18 protein-coding genes, 1 tRNA gene and 1 pseudogene are annotated in these 22,361 nt (G+C 68.0%); 2 read left to right on the forward strand and 18 right to left on the reverse strand.

What is annotated here, in order from left to right:
• Positions 1-761 precede the first annotated feature (761 nt).
• From ACQP2F_RS33580 to cmk, 11 genes are all read right to left on the reverse strand, one after another.
• Positions 762-1,919 (reverse strand): serine/threonine-protein kinase, encoded by a 1,158-nt coding sequence (locus ACQP2F_RS33580; protein ID WP_433294623.1) that lies wholly within the window; start codon positions 1,917-1,919, stop codon positions 762-764.
• The gene (locus ACQP2F_RS33585; RefSeq protein WP_433294625.1) at positions 1,867-2,325 is read right to left on the reverse strand and encodes a hypothetical protein; all 459 of its coding nucleotides are present in this window, start codon (positions 2,323-2,325) and stop codon (positions 1,867-1,869) included. The genes ACQP2F_RS33580 and ACQP2F_RS33585 overlap by 53 nt, the downstream gene beginning before the upstream one ends.
• Before the next feature lie 448 nt (positions 2,326-2,773).
• Positions 2,774-3,667, reverse strand: a complete 894-nt coding sequence (locus tag ACQP2F_RS33590) for a hypothetical protein (protein ID WP_433294627.1) — start codon at positions 3,665-3,667, stop codon at positions 2,774-2,776.
• A gap of 290 nt (positions 3,668-3,957) precedes the next feature.
• Complete coding sequence (locus tag ACQP2F_RS33595) at positions 3,958-6,420, reverse strand: phage/plasmid primase, P4 family (protein WP_433294629.1); 2,463 nt, start codon at positions 6,418-6,420, stop codon at positions 3,958-3,960.
• Between the two features lie 199 nt (positions 6,421-6,619).
• Positions 6,620-6,949 carry a hypothetical protein gene (locus tag ACQP2F_RS33600; protein ID WP_433294631.1) on the reverse strand — a complete coding sequence of 110 codons (330 nt, stop codon included), beginning with the start codon at positions 6,947-6,949 and terminating at the stop codon, positions 6,620-6,622.
• A gap of 842 nt (positions 6,950-7,791) precedes the next feature.
• Positions 7,792-8,859, reverse strand: a complete 1,068-nt coding sequence (locus tag ACQP2F_RS33605) for a hypothetical protein (protein WP_433294633.1) — start codon at positions 8,857-8,859, stop codon at positions 7,792-7,794.
• Positions 8,860-8,916: 57 nt separating this feature from the next.
• Positions 8,917-9,189, reverse strand: a complete 273-nt coding sequence (locus tag ACQP2F_RS33610) for a helix-turn-helix domain-containing protein (RefSeq protein ID WP_433294635.1) — start codon at positions 9,187-9,189, stop codon at positions 8,917-8,919.
• A gap of 340 nt (positions 9,190-9,529) precedes the next feature.
• Complete coding sequence (locus ACQP2F_RS33615; RefSeq protein ID WP_433294637.1) at positions 9,530-10,660, reverse strand: tyrosine-type recombinase/integrase; 1,131 nt, start codon at positions 10,658-10,660, stop codon at positions 9,530-9,532.
• 169 nt (positions 10,661-10,829) lie between these two features.
• Positions 10,830-10,906 (reverse strand) — tRNA-Pro (locus ACQP2F_RS33620).
• 50 nt (positions 10,907-10,956) lie between these two features.
• The gene (gene der / locus ACQP2F_RS33625; protein WP_433294639.1) at positions 10,957-12,351 is read right to left on the reverse strand and encodes a ribosome biogenesis GTPase Der; all 1,395 of its coding nucleotides are present in this window, start codon (positions 12,349-12,351) and stop codon (positions 10,957-10,959) included.
• Positions 12,348-13,028 (reverse strand): (d)CMP kinase, encoded by a 681-nt coding sequence (gene cmk, locus ACQP2F_RS33630; RefSeq protein ID WP_433294641.1) that lies wholly within the window; start codon positions 13,026-13,028, stop codon positions 12,348-12,350. The genes der and cmk overlap by 4 nt, the downstream gene beginning before the upstream one ends.
• Before the next feature lie 119 nt (positions 13,029-13,147).
• On the opposite strand from cmk, the gene ACQP2F_RS33635 reads away from it, so the two are divergent.
• Positions 13,148-13,837 carry an enoyl-CoA hydratase-related protein gene (locus ACQP2F_RS33635; protein WP_433294643.1) on the forward strand — a complete coding sequence of 230 codons (690 nt, stop codon included), beginning with the start codon at positions 13,148-13,150 and terminating at the stop codon, positions 13,835-13,837.
• 95 nt (positions 13,838-13,932) lie between these two features.
• Here ACQP2F_RS33635 and ACQP2F_RS33640 read toward each other — a convergent pair whose 3' ends face one another.
• The 7 genes and pseudogenes from ACQP2F_RS33640 to ald all read right to left on the reverse strand — a co-directional run bounded on the left by ACQP2F_RS33640 (position 13,933) and on the right by ald (position 21,383).
• Complete coding sequence (locus ACQP2F_RS33640; protein ID WP_433294645.1) at positions 13,933-14,694, reverse strand: pseudouridine synthase; 762 nt, start codon at positions 14,692-14,694, stop codon at positions 13,933-13,935.
• Complete coding sequence (gene scpB, locus ACQP2F_RS33645) at positions 14,663-15,532, reverse strand: SMC-Scp complex subunit ScpB (RefSeq protein WP_433307692.1); 870 nt, start codon at positions 15,530-15,532, stop codon at positions 14,663-14,665. The genes ACQP2F_RS33640 and scpB overlap by 32 nt, the downstream gene beginning before the upstream one ends.
• A 1,150-nt stretch (positions 15,533-16,682) precedes the next feature.
• Positions 16,683-17,514 (reverse strand): annotated as a pseudogene (locus ACQP2F_RS33650) (segregation and condensation protein A); the annotation flags it as partial.
• A gap of 121 nt (positions 17,515-17,635) precedes the next feature.
• Positions 17,636-18,259 (reverse strand): hypothetical protein, encoded by a 624-nt coding sequence (locus tag ACQP2F_RS33655; protein WP_433294647.1) that lies wholly within the window; start codon positions 18,257-18,259, stop codon positions 17,636-17,638.
• A gap of 48 nt (positions 18,260-18,307) precedes the next feature.
• The gene (locus tag ACQP2F_RS33660) at positions 18,308-19,240 is read right to left on the reverse strand and encodes a ParA family protein (protein ID WP_433294649.1); all 933 of its coding nucleotides are present in this window, start codon (positions 19,238-19,240) and stop codon (positions 18,308-18,310) included.
• Positions 19,241-19,356: 116 nt separating this feature from the next.
• Positions 19,357-20,271 (reverse strand): site-specific tyrosine recombinase XerD, encoded by a 915-nt coding sequence (locus ACQP2F_RS33665; protein ID WP_433307694.1) that lies wholly within the window; start codon positions 20,269-20,271, stop codon positions 19,357-19,359.
• Positions 20,268-21,383, reverse strand: a complete 1,116-nt coding sequence (gene ald / locus ACQP2F_RS33670; RefSeq protein WP_433307696.1) for an alanine dehydrogenase — start codon at positions 21,381-21,383, stop codon at positions 20,268-20,270. Before ald ends, ACQP2F_RS33665 begins: the two co-directional genes overlap by 4 nt.
• A 163-nt stretch (positions 21,384-21,546) precedes the next feature.
• Between ald and ACQP2F_RS33675 the strand changes: the two genes are divergently transcribed.
• Entirely contained in the window at positions 21,547-22,326 is a 780-nt protein-coding gene (locus tag ACQP2F_RS33675; protein ID WP_433294651.1) for an SAM-dependent methyltransferase, read from the forward strand.
• Positions 22,327-22,361 lie beyond the last annotated feature (35 nt).

The raw sequence follows: 22,361 nt of genomic DNA on the forward strand, positions 1-22,361 counted from the left end.
GCTGAGGATCCTCAGACGACTGAGGGAGCAGCAGCTGGTCGACGACTGGCCGGTGACCGAGCAGGTACGCGTACGGCTGACCCGCGCCGAAAGGTACGGGCGCGATCCGGGAGCTGTCCGAGCTGGCCGGCGCCCACGTGGAGGACCAGGTTCTCGATGCGGTGGCCACCGGCATCGCGCGGGCTCGTTGCGCGGGCAAGGCCGAAGGCGCCGTCCCGCCTTCGTAGGAGTGTCCAAGACCAAGCTGGGGAAATCTGGTGGTGACGGCGCCAGTACTGCATGCTAGTACTTAGACAAGGTAACGCAAAGTGTTGGCCGGTAACTGTAGGTGATTTTGGAGTGAGAGGAGTGGGCATGATGCAACCCGAAATCGTTTCCACGTCCTATCCTTCGCCCCAAGCCTCGCCCACTGGCCTTGCCGGCGTCATCTTCGCCCTGCTCGCCACCGGCGAGGTGACCCGGGCTCCGGTGGACCCGGCGTGGCCGCTGCATCGCGCCTTGCTCGAGCTACGGGAAAAGGCGGCTGCCGCTGGATTGCCTGACCCTCTCCATGGAGCAGCGACCCGGCCGGATCCGCACGTCGGCGTTCGGGTAGTAGGCGCTGAGCAGGCTCTGCGCACGCTTAGGTCGCAAGGTCTGGTCGTGGCGGCCGGGTCCGGCTCCTCGGCAGGCTGGGAACTGACCGAGCAATCAACAACTTCTGCGCGCCGAGATTTCCTGCGTCGTCGTCCCGTCGATGCGGATCTTTTGTGCTGGGCAGCTCAGCGCTGGAAAGCGTCCCTGTCCGCCACGGCGAAGGCACGATCGAGGGCTTCGCGGTCATCGAGGTCGGCAACCTCGTCAGGAGCCAGCCGTCGCCAGCCGCCGCCGGCCCTGTCTCGGTAGCGGGACATCACGCGCGAGCGTCCCCGGTTAGGGCCACCCGAGACTGCAACGACCTCGACTCGGTAGGAACGCACCGTTCCGTCGCGACCCGGGAGCCCGGCTCCTTCCCACTGGCTCGGCGCCGTGTCACGAGGCCCACAGACCTTCCAGTCGATGGTCCGGCACTGCTGAATCCGGCGTAGCGCCTCCATCGCCGAGTCGGGCCGGGAGGAGGGATTCTGCGCCATGAGCGCACGTACAGCGCGACGTACCTGATCGTTGACGTGTGGCGGGAACTCCGCAAGGGAATCGGCGAAGGCACGGCGTCCACGCCCCAACCGTTCCTCCATCTGCAGCGGATCCATCTTCTCGTACGGGAAAGGCCCACGGAGCATCTCCAGCAGAGTCACTCCAAGGCTGTATATGTCCGAGCGCACATCCAGGACCCCGGTCCCGTACTCAGGAGGCCGGTAGAGCAGGGTTCCGCCGTGCGCCTCGCACGTGCGATCGCCGTCCGACAAAGGCGCCGACGATCCGAGATCCCCGAGGTAAGCCGCCTTGCGGTCCTCGTCAAGCAATACGTTGCCCGGTTTCACGTCACGGTGCAGGTACCCGTGCTTGGCATGCAGGGTGTCGAGTGCGTCCAGAATCTGGCCTGCCAAGACCAACGCCCGGCGCACCCCGAAACGATGACCGTCTTGCAGGGCGGCGTCCACGCTCCCGCCGGCGAGATAGTCCATCACGAGGGTCAGGCCGTGCTCCACCTCGGGGTCTGGTTGAGCGTCACGAATCCGGACGACGTGATCATGCTCGACCCGGTCAAGCAGCCTGGGCTCTCGGTAGGCCACCGCATCCTCGAGCCCGAGCAGGTCGATCGTCTTCTGCACGAGCATCCGCTGCAACGGCTCATGCCATACAAGCCGAACCTCGCCGACAGAGCCACCAGGCAAGGTCTTCAGGAACGAGTACGTCGGCTTATCGAGCCGATCGCCGTGGATCACGTCAGGCCCGCAGTTCCGCAGCAACAGCCGCAAGAGCGGCGATGCCCCGGCCATCAGCCCAATATTTGCCGATTCGGGCGACTCGGTCCTTACCAAGCTTCGCCAGGCTGCCGCGGCCGGTCAGTCCGAGTGCGCCCTTCGCGGCCTGTTGCGATATGTACCGGCACGGTACTCCCGCCTTGGCGCATTCCAATCGCAGCAACGTCTCCATCGCCAGCCGATCGGTCCAACCGGTGTGCGTGTCCGAGTAGTTCGATACCGCCCGCAAAAGGACGACTTCCGATGCCCCGGCATCACGCAGAGCTCTCGCGACGTCCTTGCCGAACTCCACCAGGCGGTCGGCGTCGGACAGGCCGTCTCGGAAGGTGAGCCGTTCCGGTTTGCCCTCCAGGACGGATTCCCCATCCGCGACCACGAGGTAGGCACCCGACGACGTACACGCGACCCCGAGCGTAGCCATGGTCCTCCTTGACCTCTGCCCGCTTCATCCAACCAGGATGCAACCGCACCCTTGTCCGAGACGTCGGGCAGTTACCAACCGGATACAGCTTAGAGGACTCTGAATCAACGCTGAGAGTGCCGGGTTCGGGCAGTGGACGTGACCCCGATCGCAGGCTTTTCAGCTTGGCCTCGCCGGCCCAAAACGGCCCGGACGCTTTCCTCATCCGATCGGACCCCTCTTGCGCCGTAGGGCACGGGTGACAGGTGACGGATCATCCGGATTCGCCGTACGAAGTTCCTCGCGCGCACAGCTCACGCGCACGCGCGTACGCGCGCGAAGCCGTCAACCGGCAATCTCGGGTCCATCTGTCACCCGTCACCCACCGCGCCATGGACGTGAGAGGTGCTCGCTGCTGATGGCACATCCGAGATCTTGACGGCTGGATCAACGGGTTCCGTCAACGGTGTCACGCCGGGAACCCAGGAGTGTCGTCGCGTTCCTTATATCGCTGAGCCAGGAGCGCTTCTCGGATGTCGTCCAACGTCATCGAGGTGGCATTACTGAGTGCCCATGCGAGGTTTCGAATCAGGACCTCACCAAGGAGCGACAGCCAGATACGCCATGGGTCTGTGACGGGGGCTGGTGGGCTCATATGCCCTGTCCGCCCGGTTGTTTCTTCGCCGTGGACAGCCTCAACATCGACTTGCTGTAGCCACGGCTGAAAGATCTGAAACTCCGCTTGGACGCCTTCGCTCGCTACCCCATGAGGTGGTCCAATTTTCACGCAAGCAACGAGTTCGAGATGCCACGGAAGGTTCAGGCCGGGAACGGACATCTTGAACATGAACCCGCGCCCGCTCTGCAGGCCTGTCAGCATGCTGTACAGCTGTTTGGTGAGGTAGACGCCACGTATCACGAACGCGCCGCCGGGCACGAACGTGGCCGCCAAGCCTTCGGCGGTGTGCCACAGCAGGGTTTCCAGACCGCTTCCAGCCAGATCGGCGATGTAGCCGGTAAGGAAGTCATTCGTTTCAACCTCGTGGGGCGCCTCGTGGACCTCAGCACGATCGGAGCTATCTTCAGGACGGGGCCGAGCCTCTTCTGAACTGGAGCAGCGGCCGGGTTTGTCCGTGTCTCCCTCCTCGTCGTCCAAGTACGCCTCGCCTTCCGGCGGTTCCCTGTCCCTGCGGATAGCGTCGTTTCCCTCGGGACCGTTGTCTGTGCCGCCGCGGTCGTCGCCGTCCGCGTCTGCGTACACATCGCGATAGGGCCCGTCATCGCTCTGGGAGCGGTCCATCCCGTCCGTTACGTCCAGGGTTGATGACCTGGGGCTGTCGACGGTCCGGCGCGAGTCATCCACTGTTGAGGCGTGCTCTTCGGAAACGCCAGCGCCGCCCTCGGAAGGTGCTGGCGTAGTCCCTGGGGCGGTGATCTCGCTGCCGCCACCGTTCGTCCAGTCCGGCGCACCGCCCGGCCCAAATATCGACGGTGTATCAGCACCGGAGCTCGAGGTTTCACCGCCACTTCCTAGTTCGCGCCCCATGCCTTGACGGTGACATCGCAGGAGTTGAAGAACAAGAACCCGGCGATGCCGCCGTACGACCGGCTGCATTCCTCGCTGCCGCCGGCGGCCCCTAACTCGCGAATGGATCAACCCTGGCCCTCCGCGAGCAGCCGGATGCCCCGGTAGAACCGGCGACCCTTCGCCCCTCGGCCGTCGCCGACCCTGAATCGGTCCCGAAGCTCCTGCGTAAGCCGCTTCGCCGAAACCGGGCGCTCGCCCGCTTGCTCGCACCATCGCTCGTACGCCTCGCGTACCACCGCCGTGTCGGTACGCACATCCCCTTCCTCGGCAGGCAGCTCACACAACTCCTCCACGAATTGAGCGACGGTGTCCTGGTCCCTGGCGTACTGCTGCGTCGCCGAAACCACGACCGAAGGCTCGCGCAGGCCATCACGCTGGTACGCGGCAGCGCCGGCGATGATCCACGCCAGCACCGCCCCAGCGTCCTGCTCCAGGATCTCGCCCAGCCGGCGGTTCTGCCGTTCCAACGGCACCACGTGCGTGAAGGGCAACACCCTGATCCGCCGCCAGAAGGCGGGCCCACCAGTACGTGCCACCGGCAGGTGGTTGCCCATCAGCCACAAGGTATGGGACGGAACGAACGAGAACCAGTCTCGGCGCATGAACCGCGCGCTGATCGCGTCGCGGCCCGTCAGCTGCTTGACCTTGGCCTCACCGAAACGCTGCCCGTCCTCCAACTCGGCGAGAACTACAAGTCGAGCCCCCGCGAGCTGGGCCAGCTCAGCCGGGTGCTCCTGGTGCTTGCGCACCATCAACATCTCCGACGAGGCCGCCGTCGCATAGCCAGCCTCTCCACGGCCCAGCGCATGCATCACCGTCTCCAGCAGCGTGCTCTTGCCGTTCGCGCCGGGACCCACGGCGAACGGCAAGACCTGCTCCAGCACGGTCCCGAGCACCGACACCCCGAGCAGTCGCTGCACGTAGGTCTCCAGTTCACGATCCTCACCGAAGGTGTCCGCCAGGAACGCGTCAAACGCTTCAGACCGTCGGTCGAAGTCAGCGGCCACCGACGTCGAACGGGTGTGCAGATGAGCCGGGTCGCACGCCGACACTCTCCCCGTGCGCAGATCCACGATCCCCCCGGGCGTGTTCAACTCGTACGGGCGCGCGTCCAGGTCCCCGAGCGCCACGTTGATCGCCGGATCCGACCGGGCGAGCCGGGTCACCCCCGAGACACCAGACGCGGACAACACATGGGATCTGAACCGTCGCCATCCACCCGCGCTCGGCAGCTGACGAGCCAGCGCACGCACCAGCTCACGATGCTTCTCGGCTTCGTCCCACGCCCACCGGTGCCCCGTCCAGAGCAGCCACCGCCCACGATGGGGGCAATACCTCAGCTCGTGCCCGTGATATGCCACCAGCGCACGAGCCAGCCCGTCCTCCGTCGGCCCCCAGGCCGCGACGGGCGCCGGCGTTTCAGTGGCGGGCCGCACCGCGCCCGGCGTCTCGGTCTCCGCGGCCTGCGGCGAGTGAACTCCCCAGCCGGCTCCCTGCTCTCCGGCCGAGCGATCGCCGCCCCGCGGAGGGCCGCCGAATCCTGCCGAACGCAACGCGCTGGCGGCCGCAGTGTGGTCGCCACCGTGATTCAGCACCGTGTACGCGTGGAACTTGGTGATCGGGACTTCGACATCGAACTCTGTGCTCGTGGAAAACACGAACAGGCGATCACGATCGTCCGCCCGCCCCGTCGTGGCGGAGATTCCCGCCCGTTTCCCGGGGCGCCGCCACGCCCGCATCCGACCTGACGTGTAGACCAACGTCCAACCCGCCGGGCCGAGAATGTCGGCCCAGTCGGTGCGCCGCTCGTAGTCGTCTCCCGGCGCCACATCACCATCGGCGGCCGCTCGAGGTCCAGGGCGAGAGGGCGCGGCCGGCGGAGGAAGAGCATCCAGAGACCGCGCGATAGCTAGCAGCGCCTCATGTTCCTCAGCCGAGATTGTCGGAATCCGGTCCGGAGAAGCTCCGGCCATGGCCATCCAAGCGAGCCCTGTCTCATGCACCGTCCCGTGCGACGGCGCGACGATCGTGTAGCCGCCCTCGCCGCGCGTTTCGATCAAGGTCTTGATCTTCTCGGTCGGCTCGACCGCGAGCTCGCCCTCCGTCGCGGGCCGGCGCGCGAGCTTGAGGTTGCCGCCGACCGGCGCGCCTCGCAGCCGGTAAAGAAGGTGAACGCCCCCAGACGGAGTCCGTTCGGCGTACCCGTCGACCGCAATCCGCTGCCACAGCTCGTCCAACCCCGCAGCCCGCACCGACTCGGCGAGACGCTGGCCCATCCCTTCCGTCACGGCCCGGCCTTCCAGCTCGAGCATCTCCAGGCCGCCCGAGACCGCGCCGCACACTACGGCGAGCCCCGGCGGGTTCCCGGCGAACCAGCGACGTACGACGTCATGATCAGGGCGTTCAACCTGATAGCGCCGCCACGACACCAGCGGCGCCTTACTGCCGTCGGCCCTGACGGGAATCACCGCGCAGCCGGCCTGGTACCAGGCAAGCGCAGCAGGCAAAGTCTCCGGTTGCGTGCTCACTCGCCAGCCGCCGGGAATTGCGCTTCTACCGATACGCGAGAAGGACTCCAGCCACGCTGTCCGCCAGCTGCGATTCCGCGCCGTTGACCGTCGTTATGCCACCCAGGTCCCGCGGCGCAAACACCCGCTGGAACCGACACGGACGGGGTAGACGACCCCCACAAAACCCTTCGTGTCATTCGCGTTCGGCCCGGCCGGTTCACTTGGCCCGAGCATCACGCTTACGAGCATTCTCGAGTCGGGCACGAGTCTTCTCAGACTCGCGCGCGATCCGTTCAAGCTCCCGCTGCTCGGCTTCCCGGTCCGGTCCCTTCACGGTGTACTGGGCCATGACCTGCTTGACTTGTTCCGGGGTGAACTTTCGCTTGCGGGCCATGTAGACGTGGTCCACTTCCTCGGCCCTGCACCGGTCGGCCAACCAGCGCGACGAGACCCCGATCATTTTCGCGACCTGACTGACGGTGTAGTAGATCGTCGGGTCGTTTTCCTCTTCAGCCGCCTGTTGGTGTCGCTGAATCCGTTCCGGCATGCCCGTCCCCCTGGTCTCGACGAAAACGTCGCGAGGAACTGGCGATCACCTGCATTCGACGCCGGCTCTGTGCGTCGGGTCAGGACCGGCAGAGCTGCTGTCGTCTGGTTGATGCCTTGGGGCAACCAAAGGAACCGGTGGGAAGCAGCCAGCTACTCGCGACACTTCCAGCCTTGATCCGGCTTCCGGATTCCGATAGGTCGAAGCCGGTTGACGGGGGTTGATGGGGGTTGACGGGGTTGGGTTCAGCGGTACGGGGCGGCACCGATCTCACCCGTTACCGATGATGCGAAGCAGCCGGGCGCTGAGCCGCCACCTAAGGGTGCTGAAGAATTACCCCACCGACGTCCTGGATGTGATCTGCGCCACTCAATCCCGTCCTTCGAGCAGAGGTTCGGCGCGCTCGAAATCGGCTCTCTGGGTAAGCCTAAAGAGTGTTTCCGCAGCTCAGATGGCTTACGTGAGCCTTCAAATGCCCCAAATCGGGTGACGCGCTTCATCCAGCCGGACAACACGCCGTTGCCACTTGTGACCACATAACGATTTACGCACCGCCCTCAAATCCATTGAGGACGGTGCGTTTTCCCTGCTCAACCAAGGTGGAGCTGAGGGGACTCGAACCCCTGACCCCCACACTGCCAGTGTGGTGCGCAGCGGTGGTCGTCCGTGGGGAGCGAGTGCCCCTCCAGCCTACCGAACCGGGCATGTCGGACGCCAGCACTCGCAGGTTGATCGGCTCGGGCACGGCCTGCGCTTACTACATAGGACGACGAATATGCTGCCGATCTTCGTTTTAGGCGCCGATGGTGCAGCGACTGAGAAGGTAGTGATCCCCGGGGTCTCTACTCCCCCACCCCTCCCCCGACCCCTCCCCCAGCCCCGACAAGGAATGGGTGGAGGGCTCGTTGCGAGGACTGCTCGAACCACGAGGAAAGATCGGTATCCGGGACACCCGAACTCTGCAAAGGAGTGTCCGACCGGTACAACGCCGCGAGATCAAAGCCCTCGGTTACCACGTCCTCAAGTTCGGCGTAGCAATCTCGAGCCCCCTCTTCGTCAGCGCATTCGTGATCGATCAGGAGATCGCCCGCGCGTTGAACGACGATGTGTAGCGCGAGAGCCTCAGCGAGGCACGCAGACGGCTCCCACTGCGGCGCGGACAGCCGGCCGGTCGCCGCGATAGCTGCGACGAGGAACCTATGCGCGAAGTGACCGTCAAAGCCCCGGGCATAACGGGTCGGCAAGTCGTCCAAGGCAAAGAGCATCCCTTCGCCGAAGACCACCGCGGCACCATGCCCAGCGAGGCTGTTGATGTCCTGAATCAGCTCGTCAATAAACATCGTCGACGCCACGATCAAAGCACCAGCGGCGAGTGCAGCATCCTCACCATCGCCGAAGACGGCCGCGTCGAACGCTCGCACCGACGGCGCGTACCCGGACACCCGCTGACGCCAGGCGTCCTCCTCGTCCTCATCGGCCGGTGACAACCCGGAAGATCCGTCGGCGCGCTCCGCGACATCATCCGGCGGCTCACCAAGCTCCTCAGCCGCTCGTAGAGCGGCCTCGGCGAGCGGTTCATCGGGGCCGGACTCACAGCGCACCACCGTCCAGCCGGAAAACACCTCGCTGCGCTGCAGCACCTCGCCCACGATGGCACGCACCCCACCTTCAGCGGCCTCCAAGGACAGTGCGTGTACGCCGACCGCTATCAAAGCCCCGCCGGGATAGACCCCGGCCCAACAGCTGTCGACCAGAATCGAGCTTCCATCGGGGCCTATCACACTCTCGACCCGATCGAGCAACTGCTTCAACACGGCTGCGACATCCTCGAGCTGCCCAACATCGAGGCCGTCCGCCGCCGACCGCACGTAGGCCGTTACCCGATACTCCGTCCCCGACACGTCGCTCATCTCCCCCACCCCTCACGATCGGGCAGCAGGCCATCAAACCCGAAGCCCCCGCCACAGTTACGCCCGGCCATTGCCAGCCTCGACATGGGCAGCACCCACCTCCGCCGGCGAAGCCGCGGCCGGGTCAGCGGCGCGTAGCACGGTCAGCAGGCCCTCCACCGGAACGACGTAGCTCTTGCCGATACGCAGGACCTTCACGGGGAAGGACCCCGCCTTGACCAATCCGTAGGCCGTCGTGCGGCCGATTTGCAGAACGGAGGCAGCCGTGGCGAGATCTGTCGCTACCCCGAGCTTGCGAACTTCGTCGACCGTCCACACCTGCTTGGCCATCGTCCACTCCTCACCTGGTAATCGCCCGCCCGGTCGATGCCCTTTCCAATCGCACGACGCAGCACCAAACGAACGGGAGACGTCGCATGGTCAACGGTCATTAATGCCTTCACACGAGGAAAGCGCTATCGCTATCCGTGTAGCCGGACGGCTTCATAAAGCCCACCACAAGACGACACCAGAACACAGCTGCCCAGGGGTTGACGGGGGTTGATGGGGGTTGACGGATAGCGGCGCCTGAGCGTGAGCAACCGCGCCGGCGGCGGCACCTCGGTCAGACCAACAACCGCCGAAGGCCACGCCCGACCCACCGAACGCGGCCCTCGACATCCCCGATCAGCTATACCGCTTCTTCATGCAGCGCGGCATCCATCAACTCCGCCGCCCGGCGCTCACTCTCCGGCAGCACATGGGTATACACCTCGCGAGTGGTACGCCCATCGGCGTGCCCGAGCCGCTTCTGCATCACATGCTCCGGAACACCAGCATCCGCGCCCGCCGTCGCCGAGGTATGCCGCGCGTCGTGCAGCACAATCACCGGCACGCCCGCCGCCAGGCACGCGTTCTCCCACATGTCCGTGAAATAGCGCGGGTAGTACGGCTCCCCGTCCTCACGGCAGAACACATAGTCGCGGTCGTGATAGATCAGACCCGCCTCAGCCTTCTCCTCGTCCTGGCGAGCCTTGTGCTCCCGCAACACCTGCACCATCGCCGGCCCGATCGCAATCGCCCGGCGGCTCTTACCCTTCGGCGATTTTTCGATCACCTTGTTCCCGGCAATCGTGCGCTGCCAATGGATGTAGACGACTCCCGCATCCAAATCCACCTTCGACCACTTCAGCCCGCCGATCTCACCCCGCCGAGTACCGGCCACCACGGCAAGGGCCCACGCCGCATACAGGCGGCCCTCGCGGTGAAACTTGAGGAACCGTTTCGACTCCTGCGGTGTCCATACGCCCTTGCGGCCGTGATCGTCGCGCTGCGCCGGGCGTGGCTGACGCACACCAGTGAGATTGATTCCCAAATCCTTCAGCGTCTTGGTCAGCACCCGATGCACGGTCCGCACCGTCGTCGGCGACAACCCACCACCGCGCTTAGCCCCGTCGGTGAGCAACTTCTTGTACAGGTCGTGGATGACGCGCTTGTCGACCGCATACAGCTGACGGCCGCCGATGTGCGGGATCACGTACATCCGGAACAAGTTGCGGTAGTTGTCCAGAGTGGTCTCCTCGATATCGAGTTCCCGCTCGGAAAGCCACCCCGCGAGTTCCGCCGCAACGCTGCCGTCCGCGCCGATCGCCGCCTCCCCGTACGCGATCCGAGCGTCGTCTTCGGCTTTCTCGGCTTCGGTGGCGGAACGGAATCCGCGTCGCTTGTGCTGACGACGTTTCCCGTCGTCGCCGACGGGCAGGTCGATGACGAAGTACCAGAGGGTCTTGCCGCCAGAGATTTGGTACGAGCCGATGGTCATGGTCGGGCCTCCGTGGTCACACGTTCGAGCAGGTGAGATCGACCGTAGCCCGCTGCGTGACCACGCCTGTGACCACAAGATCCACTAGAGTGATCTTGGGCGAGCGATAGGCGTGGATGTAAAAAGCCGCTGACCAGGACTTTCGTCCTCGTCAACGGCTTGAAAAAGCTGGTCGGGCTGACAGGATTTGAACCTGCGACCCCTTGACCCCCAGTCAAGTGCGCTACCAAGCTGCGCTACAGCCCGATGCCACCCGACCCGAAGACCGCGCGGCAACGACTACCACCTTACAACCCCTACCCATGCGCCTTTCCGCGACCCCCCGGGCCGGTCTTCTTCCGGGGCTTCACGGACAGCTCGATCGGCGACCCCTCGAAGCCGAACTCCTCGCGCAGCTTGCGCTCGATGAAGCGGAGATACCCCGCGTCCAGCGGGCCCGTCGTGAACAGCACGAAGCGCGGCGGGGCCACCCCGGCCTGGGTGGCGAACAGGATGCGCGGGGCGCGCCCCCCGCGCACCGGGTGCGGGGTGGCTTGCGTCAGCGCCGTCAGCCACTGGTTCAAAGCCCCGGTCGGGACCCGCTGCTCCCACGATTCGAGGGCGCGGCGCAGGGCGGGAGCCAGCTTGTCGACCGCACGGCCGGTCTTGGCCGAGATGTTGACCCGGATCGCCCACGGGATCCGCTTCAGCTCGCGGTCGATCTCCTTGTCGAGGTAGAACCGGCGGTCGGCGTCGACCAGGTCCCACTTGTTGAAGGCGATCACCAGCGCGCGGCCGGCCTCGACCACCTGGGTCAGCACGCGCTGGTCCTGCTCGGAGATGACCTCGGCCGCGTCCAGCAGCACGACGGCCACCTCGGCCGCCTCGACGGCGCCGGCCGTGCGCAGGGACGCGTAGTACTCCGTACCGGATGCCTGGTTGACGCGCTTGCGCAGGCCGGCGGTGTCGACGAACTGCCACACCTCGCCGTCCATCTCGACCAGGCTGTCGACCGGGTCGACGGTCGTGCCGGCGACCGAGTCGACGACGGCCCGCTCCTCGCGCGACAGCTTGTTCAGCAGCGACGACTTGCCGACGTTGGGGCGGCCGACCAGGGCCACCCGGCGCGGGCCGCGCGGACCGCCCTCCACGATCGGCGGCGGATCGGGCAGGGCGGCCAGGATGTCGTCCAGCAGGTCGCCAGAGGCACGGCCGTGGAGGGCCGAGATCGGGTGCGGCTCGCCGAGGCCGAGCGACCAGAGCGACACCGCTTCCATCTCGAGGCTCTGGTTGTCGGCCTTGTTGGCGACCAGGATGACCGGTTTGTGGGAGCGCCGCAGCATCTTCACGGCGGCCTCGTCCACGTCGGTGGCGCCGACGGTGACGTCCACGACGAAGATGACCACGTCGGCGGTCTGGACGGCGATCTCGGCCTGGGCGGCGATGGCCGCGGCCCGGTCGCGGGCGTCCGGCTCCCAGCCACCGGTGTCCACGACCGTGAACCGGCGCCCGTTCCACTGCGCGTCGTAGGGCACCCGGTCGCGGGTCACGCCGGGCACGTCCTCCACGACCGCCTGGCGACGGCCGATGATGCGGTTGACCAGCGTCGACTTGCCCACGTTGGGGCGGCCGACGACGGCAACCACGGGAACCGGCCCGGCGGCCTCGGAAGCATCGTCCGAGACGTCCGGGTCGGCGAAAACGTCACTCACTTATTCACCCTGCTGTTCAAAAGCTTGCGGAGGTACGCGACGACCTCGTCGATGCCCATGCCGGTGGTGTCCACCTCGAGGGCGTCGGAGGCCTGGCGCAGCGGGTCGGTGGCCCGCGACGAGTCGAGCTTGTCGCGCCGGGCCAGGTCGGCCTCGGTCGCGGTCACGTCGGTGGCGTCTTCCGCACTTCGCCGGGCGGCCCGGGCAGCGGCAGACGCGGTCAGGTAGACCTTGAGGTCGGCGTCGGGGGCGACGACCGAGGCGATGTCCCGGCCCTCCACGACGATGCGCGGGTGGCCGGCGATGATCGCCTGCTGGAGCGCGACCAGGTGCTTGCGGACGGCCGGCACGGCGGCGACGGCCGAGACCGCCCCGGTCACCTCCGGTCCGCGGATCGGGCCGTCGACGGAAACCCCGTTCGCGGCGAAATGCGGCGCGGACGGGTCGGTGCCGATGGACAATTCGGTCTCGAGGGCGATCTTGGCGATCGCCTCGGGGTCGCCGAGGTCGACGCCGGCCTGCAGGACGGCCCAGGTCACGGCCCGGTACATGGCGCCGGTGTCGAGATAGACCCCGTCCAGAGAGGTGGCGAGGCGCCGGGAGACGGTGGATTTGCCGGAGCCGGAGGGCCCGTCGACGGCCACCACGCACTTCTCCGGCCGTACGTCTTCCGCCACCATTTCCTCCCGGATCTCCGACGCCACGTGCGCCCGACCAACCCTCCCATTGTGCCCGCCGTAGAAGTCAGCGACGAACTAGGGTATGTTACTGGCGAGTAATGCCGGAGGGAGCGACCATGCCCACGCTCGACCGCCACGACGCCGTCTTCGTCCTCGACCTCGGCGACAACGAGAACCGCTTCCATCCCGACTGGATGGCCTCCGTGAACGCCCTGCTCGACGAGGTGGAGAAGGGCGACCCCGGGGCGCTGGTCACCACGGCGAGCGGCAAGATCTGGTCGAACGGCCTCGATCTCGAGTGGCTCGGGGAAAATCCGGAACAATTCACCGCGTACACGTCGCAAGTGCATTTGCTTTTCGCGCGTGTGCTGAGCCTGCCGATGATCACGGTCGCCGCCCTGCAGGGTCACACGTTCGCCGCCGGCGCCATGCTCAGCCTCTGCCACGACTTCCGCGTCATGCGCGCCGACCGCGGCTTCTGGTGCCTGCCCGAGGCCGACATCAACATCCCGTTCTCGGTGGGCATGGGCGCGCTGATCCAGTCGCGACTGACGCCACAGACGGCCCACGAGGCGATGGTCGGTGCGAGGCGCTTCGGCGGCACGGAGGCGTACGAGCGGCAGATCGTCGACGCCGCGGTCCCGGAGGAGCTGGTGCGCGAGCGTGCGATCGAGCTCGCGTCGGCGCAGGTCGGCAAGGCCGGGCCGACACTGCGGACGATCAAGACGCGGATGTACGCCTCCGTGCTCGCCGCCCTGACCTCGGAGGGCGAGAAGGCGCCGGACGCCGGGCTGTTCCGCCGCTAGCTCGGCCGGCGCGCTCGGCCCGGCGCGCTCGGCCCGGCGTGCTCGGCCCGGCGCGCTCAGTCGGCGCGCTCAGTCGGCGCGCTCAGTCGGCGCGCTCAGTCGCCGTCTCGGGAGACGGCCTTGAACAGGGCCGCGATCTCGGCGTTCGACAGGTGCCGGAAGCCGCCCGGCCGCAGGTCGCCGAGCCGGATCGGGCCCACCGCGGTGCGGATCAGCCGGGTGACCGGGTGGCCGACCGCGTCCATCATCCGGCGGACGATGTGCTTGCGGCCCTCGTGCAGGGTGATCTCCACCTGGGCCGTCTTGCCGATCGCGTCGACCAGCTTGAACGCGTCGGCGCGCGCCGGACCGTCCTCCAGCTCGACGCCGGCCAGCAGCTGACGGCCCACGTTGCGGGGAAGCGGCCCGACCACCTCGGCGAGGTAGGTCTTGGCGATCCCGTACGACGGATGGGTCAGCTTGTTGGTCAGCTCCCCGTCGTTGGTGATCAGCAGCAGGCCCTCGCTGTCGGCGTCGAGGCGGCCGACGTGGAAGAGCCGCTGGTCGAACTGGCCGAGGAAGTCGGCGAGCTCGGTGCGGCCCTTCTCGTCGTCGAGCGAGGTCACCACGCCGCGGGGCTTGTTCATCGCGATGTAGACGAGCTTGGTGTCGGTGATCACCCGCTGCCCGTCCACGAGGATCTCGGCGGTGCTGGGATCGACCTTGTCGCCGAGCTTGGCGACCTTTCCGTTGACGGTGACCCGCCGCCGGAAGATCAGGTCTTCGCAGGCGCGGCGTGACCCGACACCGGCGGCGGCCAGCACTTTCTGGAGGCGTTCGGCGGTGTCAGCCTGAGGCATCGAGCACTTCTTCCACATCGTCGGGCAGGAACGGGGCGAGCGGCGGCAGCTGGTCAACCGAGTTGAGCCCGAGCTTCTCGAGGAAGAGGTCGGTCGTCCGGTACAGATGTGCACCGGTTTCGCCCTCGACGCCACATTCCTCGATCAGGCCGCGCGTAGCAAGGGTACGCATGACCCCATCGCAGTTGACGCCGCGGATGGCCGAGATCCGAGACCTGGTCACCGGCTGCTTGTAGGCCACCACCGCCAGCGTCTCGAGCGCGGCCTGCGTCAGCCGCACCGACTGCCCGTCAAGAACGAACCTTTCCACGTACGCCGCGTATTCCGGCCGGGTGTAGAGCCGCCAGCCACCGGCCGCCCGCCGCAGGTCGAACCCGTGTCCGGCCGCGGTGTAGCGCGCCGAGATGTTCTCCAGCATCGCGCCCACGCGCTCGGTCGGCTGTTCCAGGATTTGCGCGAGCTGCATCTCGGCCACCGGCTCATCGACAACCAGCAGAATGGCCTCGAGCGCCGCGGCGAACTCACCGTCGTCGGCCAACTCCGGAAGATCTTCCCCCGTACGCTCGGAAGCGCCCCCGGCCGAAGCCCCTTCACCCGCATCGGCGTCCGCCGCCCGCCGCCGCCCCTGCTCCGGAACCGCCGCGGCGCGCGACTTCGGCGCCGGCTCGTCATCCGCAGCGTCCTCGGCCCGCCCGGCGTCCGCAGTCTCCTCGCCCAGCCCGGCGTCCGCAGCGTCCTCGCCCGGCCCAGCGTCCGCGGTGTCGCCGGCCGGCTCGTCATCCGCGTCATCCTCGGCGATCGGCAGATCGTCGGCGCCGTCGTCGGAGACATCGTCGTCGGCCGCCTGGTCGAACACGTCCCCCGCGTCGTCGCCGTCCTCGGGCAGCGGCGCATCGGCCGGCAGCCCGTCCGCCACCCAGTCCTCGTCGGCGGCTTCCTCGACGGCTCCCGGCAGCGGCAGCTCGGGCCCCACCTCACCCGCGGTCGGCACCGGCTCGAGATCCCCCACCGAAGCGTCAACCGGCGCATCAACACTGACCGGCGCGTCCTCACCACTACCGGTCAGCGCCGCCTCTTCCGGCTCGAGGTCGCCGTCGCCCGGCACCTCGGCCTCGTCCTCCTCGTCGGCCGCCTCCGGGCCGCGCCCGCCGTTAGCCTCCCCCGGGCCGCGCCCGCCGTCGGCCGCCTCTGGGCCGCGCCCGCCGTCGGCCGCCTCCTCCGGGTCGCCGGCATCCGTGTTCGTTACGGCCTCGGACTCACCCGGCTCGGAGTCCCCCTCGTCGACGCCCTTGTAGCCGGGCGGATTACCGCCCTCGAAGGCCGGATCGAAGTCGTCGTCATCCTCCGAGAGGCCCGCCTCGGTCCGCTCCTCGTCCTCGTCGGGTCGTTCGTCCCCGGCCTCACGACGAGCGGCTGCCTCGGCCGCCGCCTGATATGCCCGGTCCGGCGGCCGTTGCTGACGCTCCCACGGCGGCACCCAGGCGGCCGCCTGCGCCGCAAGCGAATCGGACTGCCGCTCGTCGTTGCTCACGATCGTTCCTCCACCGCGACCGGGGCCGCGTCGTCTTCTCCCCCGCCAAGATCAGGGCGGTCCTCGGGCGTGTCAAATCTGCCCGCCCCGGATTCCCCCGAGTCGGACACCATCGCACCCGGTTTGCCCACGGCGTCCGCCCGCGAACCCCCGCCCGCAACCGATCCGCCACCGGCGACCTCGCCACCCACCCCGTCGCCCGCGCCCGACAATTCCGAAATGTCCAGAGAGCTCGACTCGCTGTCTTGGAGGTCCGCTGCCAGCGACTCGGCCCCACGATCCGACAAATCCGAAATGTCGAACAGGACCGCCTCGCCGTCGGTGTCGGTGTCGGCGTGGGCGTGGGCGTGGGCGTCGGCCTCAGCGTCCGCGTCGACCGCGGTGTCGGCGTCGACCGCTGTATCGGCCTCGGCGTCGGACTCGGCGTCGGCGTCATCGTCCGCCGCGGCCTCCCCTGCCGCGTCCGGTGCCGGCTTGCTGCCCTCGTAGTCGTCGATGTCGAGCTCGGCGTCGACCGTGTCCCCGCCGATCCAGCGGACCGTCATCTCCTCCAGCGACACCGGCTGCTCGAAGTCGATCAGCCCCTCGCGATACAGCTCCAGCAGCGCCAAGAACCGCGCCACGATCTCGAGGGTGTTCTCGCAGTCGGCGATCAGCAGGGTGAACGTCGCGCTTCCGGCGCGCCGCAGGCGGTCGCGCAGCAGCTGGGCGTGCTCGCGCACCGAGACGCGCACCTGGTGGATGTGCGCGATCGAAACCTGCGGCGGCCCAGGCTTGGGCGTGAACTGCTTCAGCGCCAGCTTGAACAGGCGCTCGACCCCGATGCCGAGCACCAGGTCGGGCAGCGCCTCGGCGTAGCGCGGCTCCATCGAGACCGCGCGCGGCCAGCGCTTGGCGCCGGTGCCCTCGAGGTCGGCGATGACCGCCGCCGCCTCCTTGAACGCCTTGTACTGCAACAGGCGCGCGAAGAGCAGGTCGCGGGCCTCGAGCAGGGCCAGGTCCTCCTCGTCCTCGACCTCGGCCGCGGGCAGCAGGCGGGCCGCCTTCAGGTCGAGCAGCGTGGCCGCCACCAGCAGGAACTCGCTGGCCTCGCCGAGGTCCCAGTCGTCGCCCATGGCCCGGATGTAGGCGATGAAGTCGTCGGTGACCTGGTGGAGCGCCACCTCGGTCACGTCGAGCTTGTGCTTGCCGATCAGCTGCAACAGAAGATCGAACGGCCCGGTGAAGTTCTCGAGCCGAACGGTGAATTTGCCCGAATCGAGGTCGGCCGGGACCTCGGCGTCGGGGGGCACAAGCTCTTCTGGCACCTGCTGACCGTAGACCACGGGTAGGACAACCTGCTCCGGGCTCACACCGGCACCTCCGACGACAGCGCTGCGTTCCGGTACAACGCCGCAGGACACCGCGGGTGACTGGGGAAAACGAAGATCAGCCCCACAGGCGGACGAAGAGCAGCCCGAGCGCGTTGACGATGCGCAGCAGGAACGGGCCGGGCAGCGGGAACAGGCAGCAGATCAGCAGGATCAGCACGCCGATGTTCTTGTCCTCGAACCACAGCCGCATCCACTGGATGCCGGGGCCGGGCCGGCGCAGCGCGAAGTACATCACCCCGAACCCGTCCAGCGGCGGGATCGGGATGCACGCGAGCAGCCCGAAGCACAGGATGCCGACGGCCAGCGAGAGCAGGATCGTCGGGCCCACGCCGAGGTCGACGCCGAGCAGGACGTTGGCCGGCGACAGATAGGCCAGGTCGAACCGGTTGTAGACCAGCGCATACACGGCGAGCAGGATTTCGCCGAGGATGATGCACGAGAGGGGCCCCGCGGCGAAGACGGCCGCCGCGCGACCCCGGCCGCGATAGCGCGGGATCTCGTCGACGGAAAGCGACTTTCCCCAGCCCATGCCCCCGATGGCGGCGCCCACCGCGCCGAACGGATCGACATCTTCGCGAAGGCGCGGCCAGATCGGTTCCTTGCGGTCGGCGAGACCCAGGCTACGAGCGGTCAGCCGTACGGCCACCGCGCGCACGCAGAGGGCAAGCACGAAGGACACGACCAAGGCAGCGAACGCCAAGGGCGTGTTGAGCGCGAACAGCACCTGTCAGCCGCGCTCGGCCTTGGCGGCGATGACCTCGCGGGCGAGCTGCCGGTAGTTGCGGGCCCCGGACGAGGCCGGGTCGAGCGTGAGGATCGGCGCGCCGGCCACCGTGGACTCCGGGAACTTCACCGTCTTGGTGATGACCGTCTGGTAGACCTTGTCGCCGAACGCCTCGACCACCCGCTGGAGCACCTGCCGGCAGTGGGTGGTGCGCGAGTCGTACATGGTGGCGAGGATGCCCTCGAGCTCGAGGTCGAAGTTCAGCCGCTCGCGCACCTTGTCGATCGTGTCCAGCAGCAGCGCGACGCCGCGCAGCGAGAAGAACTCGCATTCCAGCGGGATGAGCACGCCGTGCGCGATGGTCAGCGCGTTGATCGCCAGCAGGCCGAGCGAGGGCTGGCAGTCGATCAGGATGAAGTCGTACTCCCGGCGGACCGAGCGCAACGCCCGGGCCAGGGCCATCTCGCGCGCGACCTCGTTGACCAGCTGGATCTCGGCGGCCGACAGGTCGATGTTGGCCGGCAGCAGGTGCAGGCCGGCCACGTCGGTCTTGATGATCACGTCCTCGGTCGCCACGTCGTCCTGCATGAGCAGGTTGTAGACGCTGAGGTCGAGGTTGTGCGGGTTCACCCCGAGACCGACCGAGCAGGCGCCCTGGGGGTCGAAGTCGACCAGGAGGACCTTCCGCCCGTACTCGGCCAGGGCCGCGCCCAGGTTGATGGTGGTTGTCGTCTTTCCGACGCCACCCTTCTGGTTGGCCAGCGCGATGATCCGCGCCGGGCCGTGCCGATCGGTCGGCATCGGCTCGGGGATCGGGCGGCGCATCGTGTACGCCGTCGGGTCGGCCGGGCCCAGATCGGCGCCCAGATCGAGGGAGCTCTGCTGTTCCCGCAGCGTAGAGGTCCAGGCCTCCGCCCGTGATCCGTTGTCCGACATCGCCCTCGCCCCCTCCCGACTCGGCTCAGCCTTCAGCCGTGGCCCGACTGTACGCCACGCGCGCGGCCCGATCGGGGTCAGCTCTCGGCGTGTCGCCATCTATGGGTGCGCAGCTTCTAACGAGCGCGGGGGTGTGCGGTCGCGTACACCTCGCGCAGTCGGTCCACGGTGACCAGCGTGTAGACCTGCGTCGTGGTCACCGAGGCGTGCCCGAGCAGCTCCTGGACCACCCGGACGTCGGCTCCGCCGTCGAGCAGATGCGTGGCGTACGAGTGCCGCAACGTGTGCGGGCTCACCGCGTGCGGCCCGTCCACCGGCAGTCCGGCGGCGGTCGCGGCCCGGTGCAGGATCGTCCACGCCGACTGCCGGGACAGCCGGCCGCCACGGGCGTTGAGGAAGACGGCCGGAGTCCCGGTTCCGTTGGCCGCCAGGGCCGGACGACCGCGTACCAGGTAAGCGTCCAACGCCGCCTTGGCGTACCCACCCACCGGAACCACCCGCGTGCGCCCGCCCTTGCCGTGCAGGATCGCGCCGGCATCGGCGGACTCCAGGTCGAGGTCGTCGATCGCCGCACCGACCGCCTCCGAGATCCGCGCGCCGGTCCCGTAGAGGAACTCGAGCAGCGCCCGGTCCCGCAGCCCGAGCGGGGTGTCGTCGGCGACCTGGAGAAGCCGGGTCACCTGGTCGATGTCGAGCGCCTTGGGCAGCCGCTTGGGCGGGGCCGGCGGCTTGACCTCGGCCGCGACGTCGACCGCGACCAGCCCCTCCCGTACCGCGAACCGGTGCAGCCCGCGCACCGCGCTCATCGCCCGCGCCGCGCTGGCCGAGGCGAGGCCCTCCGCCCGCAGCCCGGCCAGGTGGGCGGTGACGTGCCGGGCCCGCACCTCGGCGAGATCGTCGATGCCGTGCCCGGCCAGCCCCTGCACGTACCGGTCGAGGTCACGCCGGTAGGAGGCCAGGGTGTTGCGCGACAGCCCACGCTCGACGGTCAGGTGGTCGAGGTAGGAGTCGACGGCGCGGGCGACGCTCAGCTGATCACCTCGGACGTGGGCAGGGTGGGCATGCCGTGCGCCTCGGCGACCGGGCCGTACGTGACATGTCCGTCATGCGTGTTCAGGCCGAGGGCGAGCGCGGGATCGTTGCGCAAGGCCGCGCGCCAGCCGAGGTTGGCCAGCTCCAGAGCGTACGGCAAAGTGACGTTGGTCAGCGCGTAGGTGCTGGTGTGCGGCACCGCGCCGGGCATGTTCGCGACGCAGTAGAACATCGACTCGTGCACCTGGTAGACGGGGTCGGCGTGGGTGGTGGGCCGCGAGTCCTCGAAGCAGCCGCCCTGGTCGATGGCGATGTCGACGAGCACGCTGCCCGGTTTCATCCGGCTCACCAGCTCGTTGGAGATCAGGTTCGGCGCCTTCGCGCCGGGGACCAGCACGGCGCCGATCACCAGGTCGGCGTCGAGGACGGCCTTCTCGATCTCGTACGCGTTGGATGCGATCGTCTGCAGATGGCCCCGGTAGTCGGCGTCGGCGGCCCGCAGCTTGTGGATGTTGCGGTCGAGCACGAGCACCTCGGCCTGCATGCCGAGCGCGATGGCGGCCGCGTTCATGCCCGAGACGCCGGCCCCGATGACCACGACCTTGGCCGCGTAGACGCCCGGCACGCCGCCCATCAGCACGCCCCGGCCGCCGCCCGAGCGCATCAGGTGATAGGACCCGACCTGCGGCGCGAGCCGGCCGGCGACCTCGGACATCGGGGCGAGCAGCGGCAGCGAGCGGTCCGGCAGCTCCACGGTCTCGTACGCGATGCCGGTCACCTTGCGATCGACGAGCGCGTCGGTGCACTCCTTGGACGCCGCCAGGTGCAGGTAGGTGAACAGCACCTGGCCGGCCCGCATCCGCGGATACTCCTCGGCGATCGGCTCCTTGACCTTGAGGATCAGGTCGGCGGTCTGCCAGACCTCGTCCGGCCCCGGCACGATGGTCGCGCCGGCCGCCTTGTAGTCACCGTCGGTAATCGATGATCCGGCGCCCGCGCCCGCCTGCACGAAGACCTCGTGCCCCGATCGGGTGAACTCGTAGACGCCGGCCGGGGTGATGGCCACCCGGAACTCGTTGTTCTTGACTTCGGTGGGAATGCCGACCTTCACAGCCGACACCGTCCTTTCTCAACGCTGAGTGAGGTCCCGTGGCGGCCCGAGGCCACCTCGCCGCAGACTACCCCCGGCCCGCCCCGGCCGACGACCGATTCGTCCGCTTTTCGGCATCGATCTCTATCGTGGTACCAGATGGACGGTGGGGTACGTTCTTCCCATGCCTGTGGATCTCAACACCTCGGTGCCGCACTCGGCGCGGATCTACGACTTCCTGCTCGGCGGCAAGGACAACTTCGAGGCCGACCGCCAGGCCGCCGCCGCCATCGTCGAGTCGTCGCCGAGCCTGCCGATCTCCATGCGGGCGAACCGGCAGTACATGGCGCGCGTGGCCCACTACCTGGCCGCCGAGCGAGGCATTCGGCAGTTCCTCGACATCGGCACCGGCCTGCCCACCTCGCCCAACCTGCACGAGGTGGTCCAGGCCGTCGACCCGCAGTCGCGGATCGTCTACGTCGACAACGACCCGATCGTGCTGGTTCACGCCCGGGCGCTGCTCACCTCGCTGCCCGCGGGCTCGACGGCGTACCTCGACGCCGACCTGCAAGACGTCGAGACGATCCTGACCTCGTCCGAGGTGAAACAGAGCCTCGACTTCAGCCGGCCGGTGTCGATCAGCCTGATCGCCGTCCTGCAGTTCATCATCGACGAGGACGAGGCTCACCGCATCATCGACGGCCTGCTGGCGCCGTTCCCGGCCGGCAGCACCCTGGCGATCTCCACGGTGACCGCGCACAACCCGCAAGCGGTGGCCGCGGCCGCCTCGTACCGGGCCCGCGGCATCGCCGCCAAGGAGCGCACCGACGACGAGGTTCGGGCCCTCTTCCGCGACACCGAGCTGGTCGACCCGGGCGTGGTCCTGGTCAACCGCTGGCGCCCGGCGGAGGAGATCGACGACTCGCACGTCCAGATGTCGGGCGGCGTCGGCGTCAAGCGCTGATCCTTTCTTTTTCCCGAAGATCGACGGCAACCATC

Origin of the sequence: Actinoplanes sp. CA-030573 (genome assembly GCF_050951115.1) — a bacterium.
Lineage (GTDB): Bacteria > Actinomycetota > Actinomycetes > Mycobacteriales > Micromonosporaceae > Actinoplanes.